14 protein-coding genes are annotated in these 14,192 nt (G+C 70.5%); 8 read left to right on the forward strand and 6 right to left on the reverse strand.

Annotation, left to right across the window (positions count from 1 at the left end; all coding sequences use genetic code 11):
* Positions 1–24 precede the first annotated feature (24 nt).
* The 4 genes from IE206_RS08245 (at position 25) to IE206_RS08260 (ending at position 3,477) form a co-directional block, all read left to right on the forward strand.
* Complete coding sequence (locus IE206_RS08245; protein ID WP_189961338.1) at positions 25–738, forward strand: VIT1/CCC1 transporter family protein; 714 nt, start codon at positions 25–27, stop codon at positions 736–738.
* Positions 739–868: 130 nt separating this feature from the next.
* Positions 869–1,753, forward strand: coding sequence for a sterol desaturase family protein (locus IE206_RS08250; protein WP_189961339.1), 885 nt, complete (start codon positions 869–871; stop codon positions 1,751–1,753).
* The gene (locus tag IE206_RS08255) at positions 1,750–2,415 is read left to right on the forward strand and encodes a lysoplasmalogenase (RefSeq protein WP_189961340.1); all 666 of its coding nucleotides are present in this window, start codon (positions 1,750–1,752) and stop codon (positions 2,413–2,415) included. The genes IE206_RS08250 and IE206_RS08255 overlap by 4 nt, the downstream gene beginning before the upstream one ends.
* A gap of 18 nt (positions 2,416–2,433) precedes the next feature.
* Entirely contained in the window at positions 2,434–3,477 is a 1,044-nt protein-coding gene (locus IE206_RS08260) for a zinc-dependent alcohol dehydrogenase family protein (RefSeq protein WP_189961341.1), read from the forward strand.
* A gap of 53 nt (positions 3,478–3,530) precedes the next feature.
* On the opposite strand, the gene IE206_RS08265 is transcribed toward IE206_RS08260, so the two are convergent.
* Positions 3,531–5,072, reverse strand: a complete 1,542-nt coding sequence (locus tag IE206_RS08265) for a S8 family peptidase (protein ID WP_189961342.1) — start codon at positions 5,070–5,072, stop codon at positions 3,531–3,533.
* 365 nt (positions 5,073–5,437) lie between these two features.
* Between IE206_RS08265 and IE206_RS08270 the strand changes: the two genes are divergently transcribed.
* The 3 genes from IE206_RS08270 to moaA all read left to right on the forward strand — a co-directional run bounded on the left by IE206_RS08270 (position 5,438) and on the right by moaA (position 8,595).
* The gene (locus IE206_RS08270; protein ID WP_189961343.1) at positions 5,438–5,806 is read left to right on the forward strand and encodes a DUF485 domain-containing protein; all 369 of its coding nucleotides are present in this window, start codon (positions 5,438–5,440) and stop codon (positions 5,804–5,806) included.
* Positions 5,803–7,431: a monocarboxylic acid transporter gene (locus tag IE206_RS08275; protein WP_189961344.1), complete on the forward strand. Its 1,629-nt coding sequence runs from the start codon at positions 5,803–5,805 to the stop codon at positions 7,429–7,431. Before IE206_RS08270 ends, IE206_RS08275 begins: the two co-directional genes overlap by 4 nt.
* Positions 7,432–7,605: 174 nt before the next feature.
* On the forward strand, positions 7,606–8,595 hold the full coding sequence (gene moaA, locus IE206_RS08280) for a GTP 3',8-cyclase MoaA (RefSeq protein WP_189961345.1): 990 nt from the start codon (positions 7,606–7,608) through the stop codon (positions 8,593–8,595).
* Here the strand turns inward: moaA and IE206_RS08285 are convergent.
* Together IE206_RS08285 and IE206_RS08290 are read right to left on the reverse strand one after the other, a co-directional pair.
* A complete protein-coding gene (locus IE206_RS08285) occupies positions 8,578–8,817 on the reverse strand; it encodes a hypothetical protein (RefSeq protein ID WP_229853174.1) in 240 nt (79 codons plus the stop codon). The two genes, moaA and IE206_RS08285, sit on opposite strands and share 18 nt — an antisense overlap.
* 195 nt (positions 8,818–9,012) lie before the next feature.
* A complete protein-coding gene (locus tag IE206_RS08290; RefSeq protein WP_189961430.1) occupies positions 9,013–9,387 on the reverse strand; it encodes a DUF3099 domain-containing protein in 375 nt (124 codons plus the stop codon).
* Positions 9,388–9,601: 214 nt separating this feature from the next.
* Between IE206_RS08290 and IE206_RS08295 the strand changes: the two genes are divergently transcribed.
* The gene (locus IE206_RS08295) at positions 9,602–9,877 is read left to right on the forward strand and encodes a GlsB/YeaQ/YmgE family stress response membrane protein (protein WP_189961347.1); all 276 of its coding nucleotides are present in this window, start codon (positions 9,602–9,604) and stop codon (positions 9,875–9,877) included.
* A gap of 58 nt (positions 9,878–9,935) precedes the next feature.
* Here IE206_RS08295 and tyrS read toward each other — a convergent pair whose 3' ends face one another.
* The 3 genes from tyrS to IE206_RS08310 are packed head-to-tail and all read right to left on the reverse strand — an operon-like array spanning position 9,936 to position 14,161.
* Positions 9,936–11,204: a tyrosine--tRNA ligase gene (gene tyrS, locus IE206_RS08300; protein WP_189961348.1), complete on the reverse strand. Its 1,269-nt coding sequence runs from the start codon at positions 11,202–11,204 to the stop codon at positions 9,936–9,938.
* Between the two features lie 51 nt (positions 11,205–11,255).
* Positions 11,256–12,653 carry a metallopeptidase TldD-related protein gene (locus IE206_RS08305; RefSeq protein ID WP_189961349.1) on the reverse strand — a complete coding sequence of 466 codons (1,398 nt, stop codon included), beginning with the start codon at positions 12,651–12,653 and terminating at the stop codon, positions 11,256–11,258.
* Positions 12,650–14,161 carry a TldD/PmbA family protein gene (locus IE206_RS08310; protein WP_189961431.1) on the reverse strand — a complete coding sequence of 504 codons (1,512 nt, stop codon included), beginning with the start codon at positions 14,159–14,161 and terminating at the stop codon, positions 12,650–12,652. The genes IE206_RS08305 and IE206_RS08310 overlap by 4 nt, the downstream gene beginning before the upstream one ends.
* Positions 14,162–14,192: the final 31 nt, after the last annotated feature.

Consider the following 14,192-nt stretch of genomic DNA (forward strand, 5'->3'; position numbering starts at 1 on the left):
CAGGCGCGGTGAGACCCTCCCCGTATGAGCTCAACCGACCAGCACGACGAGGCGCACAACGGGGCCCTCGGCTCGCGGCTCAACTGGCTGCGGGCCGCGGTCCTGGGCGCCAATGACGGCATCGTGTCCACCGCCGGTCTCGTCGTCGGCGTGGCCGGCGCGACGGACGACCGCTCGGCCCTTCTGACGGCGGGCCTGGCCGGACTGCTCGCCGGTTCCATGTCGATGGCGGCCGGCGAGTACGTCTCCGTCTCCACCCAGCGCGACTCGGAGAAGGCCGCGCTCGCGACGGAGCGCCGCGAGCTGAAGGAGTTCCCCGAAGCCGAACTGGCCGAGCTGACCGGGCTGTTGGTGGGCCGTGGGCTGAGCGAGGAGGTGGCCCGAGAGGCGGCGGTCCAGCTCACCGAACGCGACGCCCTGCGCGCGCACGCCAGCGTCGAGCTGGGCATCAACCCGGACGACCTGACCAACCCCTGGCACGCGGCCTGGGCCAGCTTCTTCGCCTTCACGGCAGGCGCCCTGCTCCCCCTCCTGGCTATCGTCCTGCCCCCGTCCTCAATCCGCCTGTACGTAACAGTCGGCTCGGTCCTGGCAGCCCTGGCCCTGACGGGCTGGTGGAGCGCCCGCCTGGGCGCGGCCCCGGTGGGTCGCGCGGTCGTGCGGAATGCGGGTGGGGGTGCGGTGGCCATGGGGGTTACCTATGGGGCGGGGGTGCTTTTGGGGGCGGTGGGGGGTTAGGCCTTCAGCTCTGCCGCAGGCGTCCGGGCGGGATTGGCAGAACTCACCAAAGCCTGCTGACAACGCGTCTCGCATACTTGTCGGTAACAACATCTAGCCGGACCCGCCACCGCGCCCCTACGGTGCAGGCATGTCGCCGAACCTGCCCGATGTCGTGCTGTGGTCGATACCCGCCTTCGTGCTGCTCACCGTCATCGAGATGGTGAGCTACCGGCTCCATCCGGACGAGGACGCCGCCGGGTACGAGACGAAGGACGCCGCCACCAGCGTCGGCATGGGGCTCGGCAGTCTCGTCTTCGACGCGTTGTGGAAGATTCCGATCGTGGCGATTTACACGGCGGTCTACGCCCTGACGCCGCTCGCCATCCCGGTCCTGTGGTGGACCGTGCCGCTGATGCTGCTCGGGCAGGACTTCTTCTACTACTGGTCGCACCGCGGCCATCACGTCATCCGCGTCCTGTGGGCCTGCCACGTGGTGCACCACTCCAGCCGCAAGTTCAACCTCACCACCGCGCTGCGCCAGCCCTGGACGAGCTGGACCGTGTGGCCCTTCTACGTGCCGCTCATCGCGCTCGGCGTGCATCCTGCGGTGCTCGCGTTCTGCTCGTCGGCGAACCTCGTCTACCAGTTCTGGGTGCACACCGAGCGGGTCGGCAAGCTGCCCCGCCCGTTCGAGTACGTGCTCAACACGCCCTCCCACCACCGGGTGCACCACGCCTCCCAGGGCGGCTATCTGGACCGGAACTTCGGCGGGATCCTGATCGTCTGGGACCGGATGTTCGGCTCGTTCACGGCCGAGACCGAGCGGCCCGTGTTCGGTCTCACCAAGAACATCTCCACCTTCAACCCGCTGCGCGTCGCCACCCACGAGTACGCCGCCATCGCCCGCGACGTGCGGGCCGCCCGCACCTGGCGCGAGCGGGCCGGGCGGGTCTTTTGCGGCCCGGGCTGGCAGCCGCAGCCCCCGGTGGCCACGGCCGCCGAGCCCGCCGCCGTGGCGGAGCGCGCCGTATGACCCAGCCCGGCGCGGACGCCGTCCCGCGCGGGCTGAGCACGAGGGCCGCCGCGCTCCCCCCGCTCCTCGTCGCCTTCGGCGTAACGTCGGCCTTCGATCTCATCTCCCTGCTCGCCGGCTGGCACACCGGGCACCTGCTTGCCAAGCCGCTCCTCATGCCGCTGCTCGCCGGGCACGTGTACGCGCGGGGCGGGCCCCGGCTGCTCGTCGCGGCGCTGCTGTGCGGCTGGGGCGGCGACGTGTTCCTGCTGTCCGGCGCCGATGCCGCGTTCCTGCTGGGCATGGGCTGTTTCGCCGCCGGGCACGTCTGCTACCTCGTGCTGTTCGGGCGGGGCAGGACGCATGCCGGGCTCGGCGCCGCGTACGGGATCGCCCTGGCCGGGACCGTCGCCGCGCTCTGGCCGGACCTGCCCGCCGGGCTGCGCATCCCGGTCGCCGGATACAGCCTGCTGCTCACGGCGATGGCCTACCGCTCGTCCGGGATCGGACCGGTCGTGGGCCTCGGCGGGGCGCTGTTCCTGCTCTCCGACACCCTCATCGCCACCGGCGTCGCCGACTGGCCGCAGCCGCCGCGCCCCGACTTCTGGATCATGCTGACATATCTGGGGGCGCAGACACTTCTCGCACAGGCGTACCGTGAGAGGTCCCGTACCACCCCCTGACCGGCAAGGACCTGCAGCATGCGCGCCACCGTCATCCACGCTCCGCACGACATCCGGGTGGAGGAGGTGCCGGACCCGAAGGTCCAGGTGTCCACCGACGCGGTCGTGCGCGTCCTGCGGGCCTGCATCTGCGGCAGCGACCTGTGGGCCTACCGCGGCGAGTCCGCCCGGCAGCCCGGACAGCGCATCGGGCACGAGTTCCTCGGCATCGTCGAGGAGGCCGGCCCCGAGGTCCGCGGGTTCAGCAAGGGCGACCTTGTCGTCGCGCCGTTCGTCTGGTCGGACGGCACCTGCGACTTCTGCTCCGAGGGCCTGACCACCTCCTGCCCGCAGGGCGGGTTCTGGGGCTCGGTCGGCTCCGACGGCGGCCAGGGCGAGGCCGTCCGCGTCCCGTTCGCCGACGGCACCCTCGTCAAGCTCCCCGCCGACGCGGCCTGTGACGACCACCTGCTGACCGCGCTGCTCGCGCTGTCCGACGTCATGGGCACCGGCCACCACGCCGCCATCGGCGCGGGCGTCACGCGCGGCTCGACCGTCGCCGTCGTCGGTGACGGCGCCGTCGGTCTGTGCGGGGTGCTAGCCGCCAAGCGCCTCGGCGCGGAGCGCATCATCGCGCTCGGCCGCCACCAGGTCCGTACCGACATCGCGAAGCTCTTCGGTGCCACCGACGTCGTCGCCGAACGCGGCGAGGCCGCCGTCGACGCGGTGCGCGAGCTGACCCGCGGCCAGGGCGCGCACGCCGTCATCGAGGCCGTCGGCACCGAGCAGTCCATGCGCACCGCCGTCGAGATCACCCGCGACGGCGGCGCCATCGGCTACGTGGGCGTCCCGCACGGCTCCGGCACCGGCCTCGATCTCGGCGTCATGTTCGACCGCAACATCGCGCTGCGCGGCGGCGTCGCGCCCGTGCGCACCTACATCCCCGAGCTGCTCGCCGACGTGCTCGACGGCACCATCGACCCCTCCCCGGTCTTCGACCTCACGGTCGGCATCGAGGGCGTGCCCGACGGCTACCGCGCGATGGACGAGCGCACCGCCCTGAAGGTCCTCGTCAAGCCGTAGTAAGTATGCCGAAGGGGCCGCCCGGCGAACCGGACGGCCCCTCGGCTCCCTTGCTACTTCACGGCGTTGAGGGCGTTGGCGATGCCCGCCCCGTAGAAGCCGTTGTAGTACGTGCCGCCCTGGCAGACCGCGTCCGGCTTGCCGTCACCGTCGATGTCGTACGGCGTGGTGCACGGGGTGCTGTCCGCCTGCACCGCGAGCAGCGCCTTGATCTCAAGGGCCGACGCGTGCGGGTGCTGCGACTTCAGCAGGGCCGCCACGCCCACCACGTGGGGCGTCGCCATGGACGTACCGGCCATGTAGGCCCACGTGCCGCCGGGGACCGGGCCGAGGATCAGGCCGCTGGTGGCCGGGGCCTGCGGCGGCTGGTACGCGGTCGAGTCGCCGCCCGGGGCCGCGATGTCGATGATGCCGAAGCCGTAGTTGGAGAACGACGACTTCAGGCCCTTGGCGCCCGTCGAGGCGACCGTCACCACACCCGGCAGCTGGGTCGGGATGTCCAGGCACTCACGCGGGTTGATCACCCGGCTGCCCGGGGTCGTGTCGTTCGGGCTCGCCGGGTCGGTGATCGAGTCGGCCGCGAAGTCGTAGTTCTCGTTGCCGGCCGCGGCCACGTTCACCGTGCCCTTGGACTCGGCGTACTTCGACGCCCGGGTGATCGCGTCGACCAGCGCCTTCTGGTCGGGGTCGTTCTTGCAGTTGAAGTACCAGGGGTCGGTGTAATAGCTGTTGTTCGTGACGTCGATGTGGTGCTCGGCCGCCCATACGAAGCCGCAGACCACGGCCTCCGTGTAGAAGAAGCTGCCGCCTTGCGTCGACACCTTGATGGCCGCGACCTTCACTCCCGGCGCCACCCCCGTGATGCCGACGCCGTTCTTGGCGCCCGCGATCTCACCCGCCACATGGGTGCCGTGCGGGGAGCCTCCGGTGGTGAACGGGCGCCAGGCGCCGTCCGTGGTGTCCGGCTTGCCGGTGATGCAGCTGACCGACTTGGCGCGGTCGAAGTTCGGCGCGATGTCGGGGTGGGTGTCGTCGACGCCCGTGTCGATCACGCCGACGGTGACCTTGGAGCTGCCCAGCGTCTTCTCGTGCGCCTTGTCCGCCTTGATCGCCTTCAGGTCCCACTGGAGCGGCTCCAGGGGATCCTCGCCCGGCGCGGCCTTCGTGGAGGCGGCCTTCAGGTCGGCGGCGGTGAGGTTCTTCGGCGTGCCCACATCGGTGGTGGACTGCGCGGGCAGCGGCGCCGTCCGCGTCGCCCCCGCCGAATCGACGCCCTTGACCTTGCGGATCGTCTTCGCGAAGTCCGCGTCGGCGGAGTGCACGACGAGCACGCCGATCCGGTCGTACGCCTGGAGCACCGAGCCGCCCGCATCGGCGACGGCTCTTTGCACCCGGTCCGAATTTCCTTGCCCGGGGCGGACGTTGACGATGTAGCTCAGCTCGGGCCCGGCCGTCTGTGCGGCCTTCGGGCTCGTGGAGCCGATGCCGGCGGAGGCGGCCGAGGCCGTGCCGGGAAGCAGCGCCAGCGCGACGGCGGTGGCCAGGCCCGCCGAGGCGGCGACGGCGCGGCGCGTACGGGAGATGTGCAACGTCATGGGGTCTCCATGGGGTTGGCGGAACTCTCGATGCGTACGTAGGTGAAGGACCTGAGGAAGGGCGACAACTGCTCCGGCGGCACCGGTGCCGCCCGGCACATTGAGCGTGAAGCTATCGCCGATCATCTCGACGGATCAACGGCTTGCGCCGAGTCCGCGAAGAAAGTCGCGTAGTCGACCCGGCGAGCGCGCGGAACGCGCCACGCGCCGGTGGCGGATGCGCCACGGAGAAAAAAACGGCCGGACCGAACCGAGACGCCCCGCGCTCCGTGCCGTTGTCAGGGGGACCGCATCACACCCCCATACCGAGGACCCCCATGTCCGACGTTTCCGTTCCGCCCGCATCAGCATCGCGAGGAGATTCCGTGGCCACCGACGCGCCGCCGCCCGAAGCCGGGGCGGACCCCCGACCGGCCCAGCCCAGCACCGAGGCGTTCACCGCGGTGCAGCAGAGCGAGGAATTCGGTGAACTCCGCCGAGCCCACCGCTCGTTCGCCTTCCCGCTGACCATCGGCTTCATCGTCTGGTACCTGCTGTACGTGCTGCTGTCCAACTACGCGGGCGGCTTCATGGGCACCAAGGTCATCGGCAACATCAACGTGGCCTTCGTCTTCGGGCTCGCCCAGTTCCTGACCACCTTCCTCATCGCCTGGTTCTACTCGCGGCACGCCGCGGCGAAGCTCGACCCCAAGGCCGAGGCCATCAAGTCCCGCATGGAGGCCGACGCATCATGAGCCACGCCCTCGTTCCCCTCGCCGCCTCAGCGACCACCGAGCACCGGCCGCTGATCATCACCCTGTTCGCGGTGTTCGTCGCCGCGACCCTGGGCATCACCGTGTGGGCCGGCCGGCAGACCAAGAACGCGTCCGACTTCTACGCGGGCGGCCGTCAGTTCACCGCCTTCCAGAACGGCCTCGCGGTCTCCGGCGACTACATGTCGGCCGCGTCGTTCCTCGGCATCGCCGGAGCCATCGCGCTGTTCGGCTACGACGGCTTCCTGTACTCCATCGGCTTCCTGGTCGCCTGGCTGGTGGCGCTCCTCCTGGTCGCCGAGCCGCTGCGCAACTCCGGCCGCTACACGATGGGCGACGTGCTCGCCTACCGGATGCGCCAGCGCCCGGTCCGCACCGCGGCCGGCGCCTCCACCATCGTCGTCTCGATCTTCTACCTGCTCGCGCAGATGGCCGGCGCGGGCGTGCTCGTCTCCCTGCTGCTCGGCATCACCACCGACGCGGGCAAGATCCTCATCGTGGCCCTCGTCGGCGTCCTGATGATCGTGTACGTCACCATCGGCGGCATGAAGGGCACCACCTGGGTCCAGATGGTCAAGGCGGTGCTGCTCATCGCGGGCGCCGTCCTCATGACCTTCCTGGTGCTGCTCAAGTTCCACTTCAACGTCTCCGACCTGCTCGGCACGGCCGCCGAGAAGAGCGGCAAGGGCTCGGCCTTCCTGGAGCCCGGCCTGAAGTACGGCGCGAACGGCACCTCCAAGCTCGACTTCATCTCGCTCGGCATCGCGCTGGTCCTCGGCACGGCGGGCCTGCCGCACATCCTGATCCGCTTCTACACGGTGCCCACCGCGAAGGCCGCCCGTAAGTCCGTGAACTGGGCGATCGGCATCATCGGCGCCTTCTACCTGATGACGATCGCGCTCGGCTTCGGCGCGGCCGCGCTGGTGGGACCCGCCGCCATCAAGGCGCAGAACCCGGCGGGCAACACCGCGGCCCCGCAGCTCGCCGAGTACCTGGGCGGCGGCGTCGGCACCACCGGCGGCGCGACCCTGCTCGCGGTGATCTCGGCGGTCGCCTTCGCGACCATCCTGGCGGTCGTCGCCGGCCTCACGCTCGCCTCGTCCTCCTCCTTCGCGCACGACATCTACGCCAACGTCATCCGCAAGGGGAAGGCCACCGAGAAGGAGGAGATGGGGGCCGCCCGCTGGGCCACCGTGTTCATCGGCGCGATCGCGATCGTGCTCGGCGCCTTCGCCCGTGACATGAACGTGGCCGGCCTGGTCGCGCTCGCCTTCGCCGTCGCCGCCTCGGCAAACCTGCCGACCATCCTCTACAGCCTGTTCTGGAAACGCTTCACCACCCAGGGCGCGCTCTGGTCGATCTACGGCGGCCTCTTCAGCTCGGTGTTCCTGGTGCTGTTCTCGCCCGTCGTCTCCGGCAACCCGAAGACGTCGATGTTCAAGGGCGTCGACTTCCACTGGTTCCCGCTGGAGAACCCGGGCCTGATCTCGATCCCGCTCGGTTTCCTGCTCGGCTGGATCGGATCGCTCCTGTCCAAGGAGGAGCCCGACGCCGGCAAGTACGCCGAGCTGGAGGTCAAGTCCCTCACGGGCGTCGGAGCCCACTGACGTACATCCGCACCGTGGACGGCCGAGGCCGTGTCGTAGAGTCCTACGACACGGCCTCGCCGCACCTCGTGACAATTGGCCCCTCCGGTTGTCGGACGCAACGCGTAGGCTCGGGTGTATACACATTCGACGGATGTGCGACTGACCTTCGACGGACAGGGGAGGGGGCCCACAGTGCTCATCGACACCTACGGCCGAGTGGCCACTGACCTGCGGGTCTCACTCACCGACCGGTGCAATCTGCGGTGCACGTACTGCATGCCGGAAGAGGGTCTGCAGTGGCTGGCCAAGCCCGATCTGCTGACCGACGACGAGATCGTCCGCCTCATCCGCATCGCCGTCACCGACCTCGGCATCACCGAGGTCCGCTTCACCGGCGGCGAGCCGTTGCTGCGCCCCGGCATCGTGGGGATCGTGGAGCGCTGCGCCGCCCTGGAGCCGCGCCCCCAGATGTCGATCACCACCAACGGCATCGGCCTCAAGCGCACCGCGGCTGCCCTGAAGGCCGCCGGGCTGGACCGCGTCAATGTCTCCCTGGACACGCTGCGGCCCGACGTTTTCAAGACACTGACCCGCCGCGACCGTCACAAGGACGTCATCGAGGGCATGGAGGCCGCCCGCGAGGCGGGCCTCACGCCGGTCAAGGTCAATGCCGTCCTGATGCCGGGCCTCAACGACGACGAGGCCCCCGACCTGCTCGCCTGGGCCGTCGAGCACGACTACGAGCTCCGCTTCATCGAGCAGATGCCGCTCGACGCCCAGCACGGCTGGAAGCGCGACGGCATGATCACCGCCGGTGACATCCTCGAATCGCTGCGTACGCGCTTCACGCTCACCCCCGAGGGGGACGACCAGCGGGGCTCGGCGCCCGCCGAGCGCTGGGTGGTCGACGGCGGCCCGCACACCGTGGGCGTCATCGCCTCGGTGACGCGCCCGTTCTGCCGCGCCTGCGACCGCACCCGGCTGACTGCCGACGGCCAGGTGCGCACGTGCCTGTTCGCCCGCGAGGAGTCCGACCTGCGCGCGGCCCTGCGTTCGGACGCCGGTGACGAGGAGATCGCCCGGCTGTGGAAGCTGGCGATGTGGGGAAAGAAGGCCGGTTCCGGCCTCGACGACCCCTCGTTCCTGCAGCCCGACCGCCCGATGTCAGCGATCGGCGGCTGAGCCGGCCGACTCCCACTCGGCGAGCGTCACGACATCCTTCAAGAAGCCCCGTACGTCCAGGAATTGGGACAGGTGCTCGCGGTGCTCCTCGCACGCGAGCCACGTCTTGCGCCGCTCCGGCGTGTGGATCTTCGGATTGTTCCAGGCCAGGACCCATACGGCGGCGGCACGGCAGCCCTTGGCGGAACAGCTGGGGGTCTCGTCGGTCGTCTCGTCACTCACAGAGACATTGTCCGCCATGCGGCCCCGTGCAAAAGGCGACGCCGAGCAGCCACGGGGGGAGCTGCCCGGCGTCGGTCCGTCGCTCCGACGGGGGATGCGGAGCGCCTACGAAGTATGTCATGGGGGACCCGGTGTGGTGCACCGGAACTTCATGATTGATCTGAGCTTTTCCTGAGCTTCGCGGACGGTGACGGATCAGCCGTGTTCGCGTGAACGCCACTCCTGGTCACCGGCCGCGGGTTCCGTGGGGGATTCCGCGGCGCCGCCCACGGGGGCCGCTCCGAGCGCCGGCCGGGCAGGGGCGGGGATGAAGGTGGAGGGCAGCGAAGTCACGTTCTCCCGGCCCGCGTTGGCGAACACGACCGCCACATAGGGCAGCAGCGCGCCGAGTACCAGCGTCACGATGGCGACAGGACGCTCGATGTTCCACAGCACCGCGGTCAGCACCACCGAAACGGTGCGGATCGACATCGAGATCACATAGCGGCGCTGCCTGCCCCGGACGTCCTCGGCGAGCCCCTGACGGGCCCCCGTGATCCGGAAGACCTGGCCGCCGCGCTGCTTCCGCATCACGTTCCACCATCCGAGTTCCACGGCGGGCTCTCCCCGGCCCGCACCGTTATCACCGTACGCCGGGGCTCCGCCGGGTTCGAGACCGGGGCGGCTCCTACCTGTGCGGATGCCGCAGGACGTACCGCGTACGGAGGTGTCCGACATGCGCCGTACGGAGTACGGGCTGACACTGGCTGGACCCGCTCACGTCGAGCCGTACTAGGAGGCAGCCATGGGCTGGTTGTGGGCCATCATCGTGGGATTCGTGCTCGGTCTCATCGCCAAGGCGATCATTCCCGGCAAGCAGCACAGTCCCCTCTGGCTGACCACCATCTTCGGCATCATCGGCGGCATCGTCGGCAACTCCATCGCCCGGGCGATCGGGATCGCCGAGACCAAGGGCATCGACTGGGGCCGGCACGGCCTCCAGATCGCGGCCGCCGTCGTGATCGTCTTCCTCGGCGACATGCTGTACATGGCACTGCGCGGCAACAAACAGAGGGCCTGACGAGCAGGACGAAGGGGCGGTCCCGGGAGGGAGCCGCCCCTTCGTGTGCGTACGGACCTCAGGCGCCGGTGACCTCGATGGCCGCCAGGTTCTTCTTGCCCCGGCGCAGCACCAGCCAGCGCCCGTGCAGGAGCTCGTCCGCCGCCACCACCGCGTCCTCGGCCGTCACCTTCACGTTGTTCACGTAGGCGCCGCCCTCCTTCACGGTGCGGCGGGCCGCCGACTTGCTGGCGACCAGGCCGACCTCGGCGAACAGGTCGGTGACCAGGCCGAGTTCGGACACCTGGGCGCGCGGCAGCTCGGACAGCGCCGCGGCCAGCGTCGACGCGTCGAGCTCAGCGAGCTCGCCCTGGCCGAACAGCGCCTTGGACGCGGCGATCACGGCAGCGCACTGGTCGGCGCCGTGCACCAGCGTGGTCAGCTCCTCGGCGAGCGCCCGCTGCGCGGTGCGCGCCTGAGGCCGCTCCCCGGTGAGCTTCTCGATCTCCTCCAGCTCCTCGCGGGACTTGAAGGAGAGGATGCGCATGTACGTCGAGATGTCCCGGTCGTCCACGTTCAGCCAGAACTGGTAGAACGCGTACGGCGTGGTCATCTCCGGGTCGAGCCAGACGGCCCCGCCCTCGGTCTTGCCGAACTTGGTGCCGTCCGCCTTGACCATCAGCGGCGTCGCCAGGCAGTGCACCTCGGCGTCCGGCTCCAGGCGGTGGATCAGGTCGAGCCCGGCCGTGAGGTTGCCCCACTGGTCGCTGCCGCCCTGCTGGAGGGTGCAGCCGTACCGCCGGTACAGCTCCAGGAAGTCCATGCCCTGGAGCAGTTGGTAGCTGAACTCCGTGTAGCTGATGCCCTGTTCGGACTCCAGTCGGCGGGCCACCGAGTCCTTGGTGAGCATCTTGTTGACCCGGAAGTGCTTGCCGATGTCCCGCAGGAACTCGATCGCGGACATCCCCGCGGTCCAGTCCAGGTTGTTGACCATCACGGCCGCGTTCTCGCCCTCGAAGGACAGGTACGGCTCGATCTGGCTCCGCAGCCGGTCCACCCAGTTCGCGACCGTCTCCGGATCGTTCAGGGTGCGCTCGGCGGTCGGCCGCGGGTCACCGATCTGGCCGGTCGCGCCGCCCACGAGCGCCAGCGGCCGATGCCCGGCCTGCTGGAGCCGGCGGACGGTGAGCACCTGCACGAGGTGGCCGACGTGCAGGCTGGCCGCGGTCGGGTCGAAGCCGCAATAGAACGTGACGGGACCGTCCGCGAGAGCCTTGCGCAGTGCGTCCTCGTCAGTGGACAGCGAGAAAAGCCCGCGCCACTTCAGCTCGTCGACGATGTCCGTCACGGTTCTGGGCTCCTTGTAGTAGTTCCGGGTGGGACGGCCAGTCTAGGCGGGTCACACGCCCCGGCTGACCGAGCTCATGTTGAAATCCGGAATGCGCAGCGCCGGCATGGCCGCCCGGGTGAAGTAGTCGCTCCACTCCCGGGGCAGGGTCTTCGCGGTGCGGCCGGCCTCGGTGGCCCGGGACAGCAGGTCCACCGGGGACTCGTTGAACCGGAAGTTGTTCACCTCGCCGACCACCTCGCCGTTCTCGACGAGGTACACGCCGTCCCGGGTCAGGCCGGTGAGCAGCAGCGTCGCCGGGTCCACCTCGCGGATGTACCAGAGGCACGTGACCAACAGGCCCCGCTCGGTGGCGGCGACCATCTCGTCCAGGGTGCGCTCGCCGCCGCCGTCCAGGATCAGGTTCCCGGGCGCGGGCGCGACCGGCAGGCCGGTGAGCCCGGCGCTGTGCCGGGTGGTGACCAGGTGCTCCAGGCGGCCCTCGCGCATCCAGTCCGTCGCGGTGAGGGGGAGCCCGTTGTCGAACACCGACTCCGTGTCGCCCGAGGCGTGCGCCACCATGAACGGCGCGTACTCCAGGCCGGGCTCGTTCGGGTCGCTGCGCAGGGAGAGCGGCAGCTCGGAGAGGGTCTCGCCGATGCGGGTGCCGCCGCCCTGCCGGGAGAAGACGGTCCGGCCCTCGGCCGCGTCCCGGGCCGCCGCCGACCACAGCTGGTAGATCAGCAGGTCGGCCACGGCGGTCGGCGGAAGCAGCGTCTCGTACCGCCCGGCGGGCAGCTCGACGCGCCGCTCGGCCCAGCCGAGCCTGCGGGCGAGCTCCTCGTCGAGGGCGGCCGGGTCGACGTCCTTGAAGTCCGCGGTCGCGCGTCCGGCCCAGGCCGAGCGGGTCCGGTCCGGCGACTTGGCGTTGAGCTCCAGGGTGCCGTTGGGCTGGTCGTGGCGCAGCCGCAGGCCCGTCGACGTACCGAGGTAGGTGGAGCTCAGCTCGTGGCTTGCGAAGCCGTACAGCTCGCGGCCGCCCGCCCTGGCCCGCGCGAAGGCCTCGCCGAGGGCGGGCGCGAAGTCGGCGAACACGGCGGAGGTGGTCTCGGCCGGGGCGTCGGCGAAGTCCGGCGACGCCGGTACCCCGCTGACCAGCGGCTGGGCGTCCTCGGCGGGCCCGGCGCCGCGGGCCGCCGCCTCGGCGGCCCGCACCAGCGGCTCCAGGTCGTCGGCGGTGACGGCCGAGCGGGACACGACCCCGGAGGCGGTGCCCTCGGCGCCGTCCACCGTCGCGATCACGGTCAGGGTGCGCCCGCGCGTGACGCCGTTGGTGGTCAGCGCGTTGCCGGCCCAGCGCAGGTTGGCCGAGGAGTGCTCGTCGGCGATGACGACACAGCCGTCGGCGGTGGACAGCTCGAGGGCCCGCTCGACGATCTCGTGCGGCTTGACGGTCGTACGGGAGCTCATCGCCCGGCCTCCTGCGTGGTGTTCAGAATGTTGACGCCCCGGAACAGGGCGGAGGGGCAGCCGTGGGAGACCGCGGCCACCTGGCCCGGCTGGGCCTTGCCGCAGTTGAAGGCGCCGCCCAGGACGTACGTCTGGGGGCCGCCGACCTTCTCCATGGAGCCCCAGAAGTCCGTGGTGGTGGCCTGGTAGGCGACGTCGCGGAGCTGGCCCGCCAGGCGCCCGTTCTCGATGCGGAAGAAGCGCTGGCCGGTGAACTGGAAGTTGTAGCGCTGCATGTCGATCGACCAGGACCGGTCGCCGACCACGTAGATGCCGCGCTCGACCCCGCCGATCAGATCCTCGGTGGACAGGCCGCCCGGATCGGGCTGGAGCGAGACATTCGCCATCCGCTGGACCGGAACGTGACCGGGGGAGTCCGCGTAGGCGCAGCCGTTGGAGCGGCCCAGGCCGGTCAACTTCGCGATGCGGCGGTCGAGTTGGTAGCCGACGAGCGTGCCGTCCTTCACCAGGTCCCAGGACTGCGCCTCGACGCCCTCGTCGTCGTAGCCGATGGTCGCGAGCCCGTGCTCGGCGGTCCGGTCGCCGGTCACGTTCATGACCTGCGAGCCGTACGCCAGCTTGCCCAGCTGGTCGAAGGTGGCGAACGAGGTGCCCGCGTACGCGGCCTCATAGCCGAGCGCGCGGTCCAGCTCGGTGGCGTGGCCGATCGACTCGTGGATGGTCAGCCACAGGTTGGACGGGTCCACCACGAGGTCGTAGAGGCCGCCCTCGACGCCGGGCGCCCGCATCTTCTCGGCCAGAAGCGAAGGAATCTCATCCAGTTCCGCGTCCCAGTCCCAGCCGGTCCCGGTCAGGTACTCCCAGCCGCGCCCGGCCGGCGGAGCGATGGTGCGCATCGAGTCGAACTCGCCGGTCGTGCGGTCCACCGCGATCGCGGTGAGCTGCGGGTGCAGCCGCACGCGCTGCTGTGTGGTCACGGTGCCCGCCGTGTCCGCGTAGAACTTGTTCTCGTGCACGGTGAGCAGCGAGGCGTCCACGTGCTCGACTCCGTCGGCGCCGAGCAGCCGCGCACTCCAGTCGGCGAGCAGCGCGCTCTTGTCCTCGTCCGGCACCGAGAACGGGTCGATCTCGTACGAGGAGATCCAGGTCTTCTCGGAGTGCACCGGCTCGGCCGCGAGCTCGACCCGTTCCTTCGACCCGGCAGCCGCGATGACCTGCGCGGACAGCTTGGCCATGGCCACCGCCTGGGAGGCGACCTTGGCCGCCGCGTCCATCGTCAGATCGACTCCGGAGGCGAACCCCCAGGCCCCGCCGTGCACGACCCGGACCGCGTAGCCGAGGTCGGTGGTGTCGGAGGATCCGGCGGGCCGCGCGTCGCGAAGGCGCCAGGCGGCGCTTCGCACCCGCTCGAACCGGAAGTCGGCGTGGTCGGCGCCGAGCGCGCGGGCCCGCGCGAGCGCCGCGTCGGCGAGTGCCCGCAGGGGCAGCGCCGTGAAGGCTTCGTCGATGGAATGGGTCCCAGATGGCACAGCTGTCTCC

The organism is Streptomyces violascens, assembly GCF_014649955.1.
Lineage (GTDB): Bacteria > Actinomycetota > Actinomycetes > Streptomycetales > Streptomycetaceae > Streptomyces > Streptomyces violascens.

Coding starts and splice junctions, on each gene's coding strand:
- IE206_RS08245 (WP_189961338.1), top strand. CDS start 25: ATGAGCTCAACCGACCAGCACGACGAGGCGCACAACGGGGCCCTCGGC.
- IE206_RS08250 (WP_189961339.1), top strand. CDS start 869: ATGTCGCCGAACCTGCCCGATGTCGTGCTGTGGTCGATACCCGCCTTC.
- IE206_RS08255 (WP_189961340.1), top strand. CDS start 1,750: ATGACCCAGCCCGGCGCGGACGCCGTCCCGCGCGGGCTGAGCACGAGG.
- IE206_RS08260 (WP_189961341.1), top strand. CDS start 2,434: ATGCGCGCCACCGTCATCCACGCTCCGCACGACATCCGGGTGGAGGAG.
- IE206_RS08265 (WP_189961342.1), bottom strand. CDS start 5,072: ATGACGTTGCACATCTCCCGTACGCGCCGCGCCGTCGCCGCCTCGGCG.
- IE206_RS08275 (WP_189961344.1), top strand. CDS start 5,803: ATGAGCCACGCCCTCGTTCCCCTCGCCGCCTCAGCGACCACCGAGCAC.
- IE206_RS08290 (WP_189961430.1), bottom strand. CDS start 9,387: ATGCGGAAGCAGCGCGGCGGCCAGGTCTTCCGGATCACGGGGGCCCGT.
- IE206_RS08295 (WP_189961347.1), top strand. CDS start 9,602: ATGGGCTGGTTGTGGGCCATCATCGTGGGATTCGTGCTCGGTCTCATC.
- IE206_RS08305 (WP_189961349.1), bottom strand. CDS start 12,653: ATGAGCTCCCGTACGACCGTCAAGCCGCACGAGATCGTCGAGCGGGCC.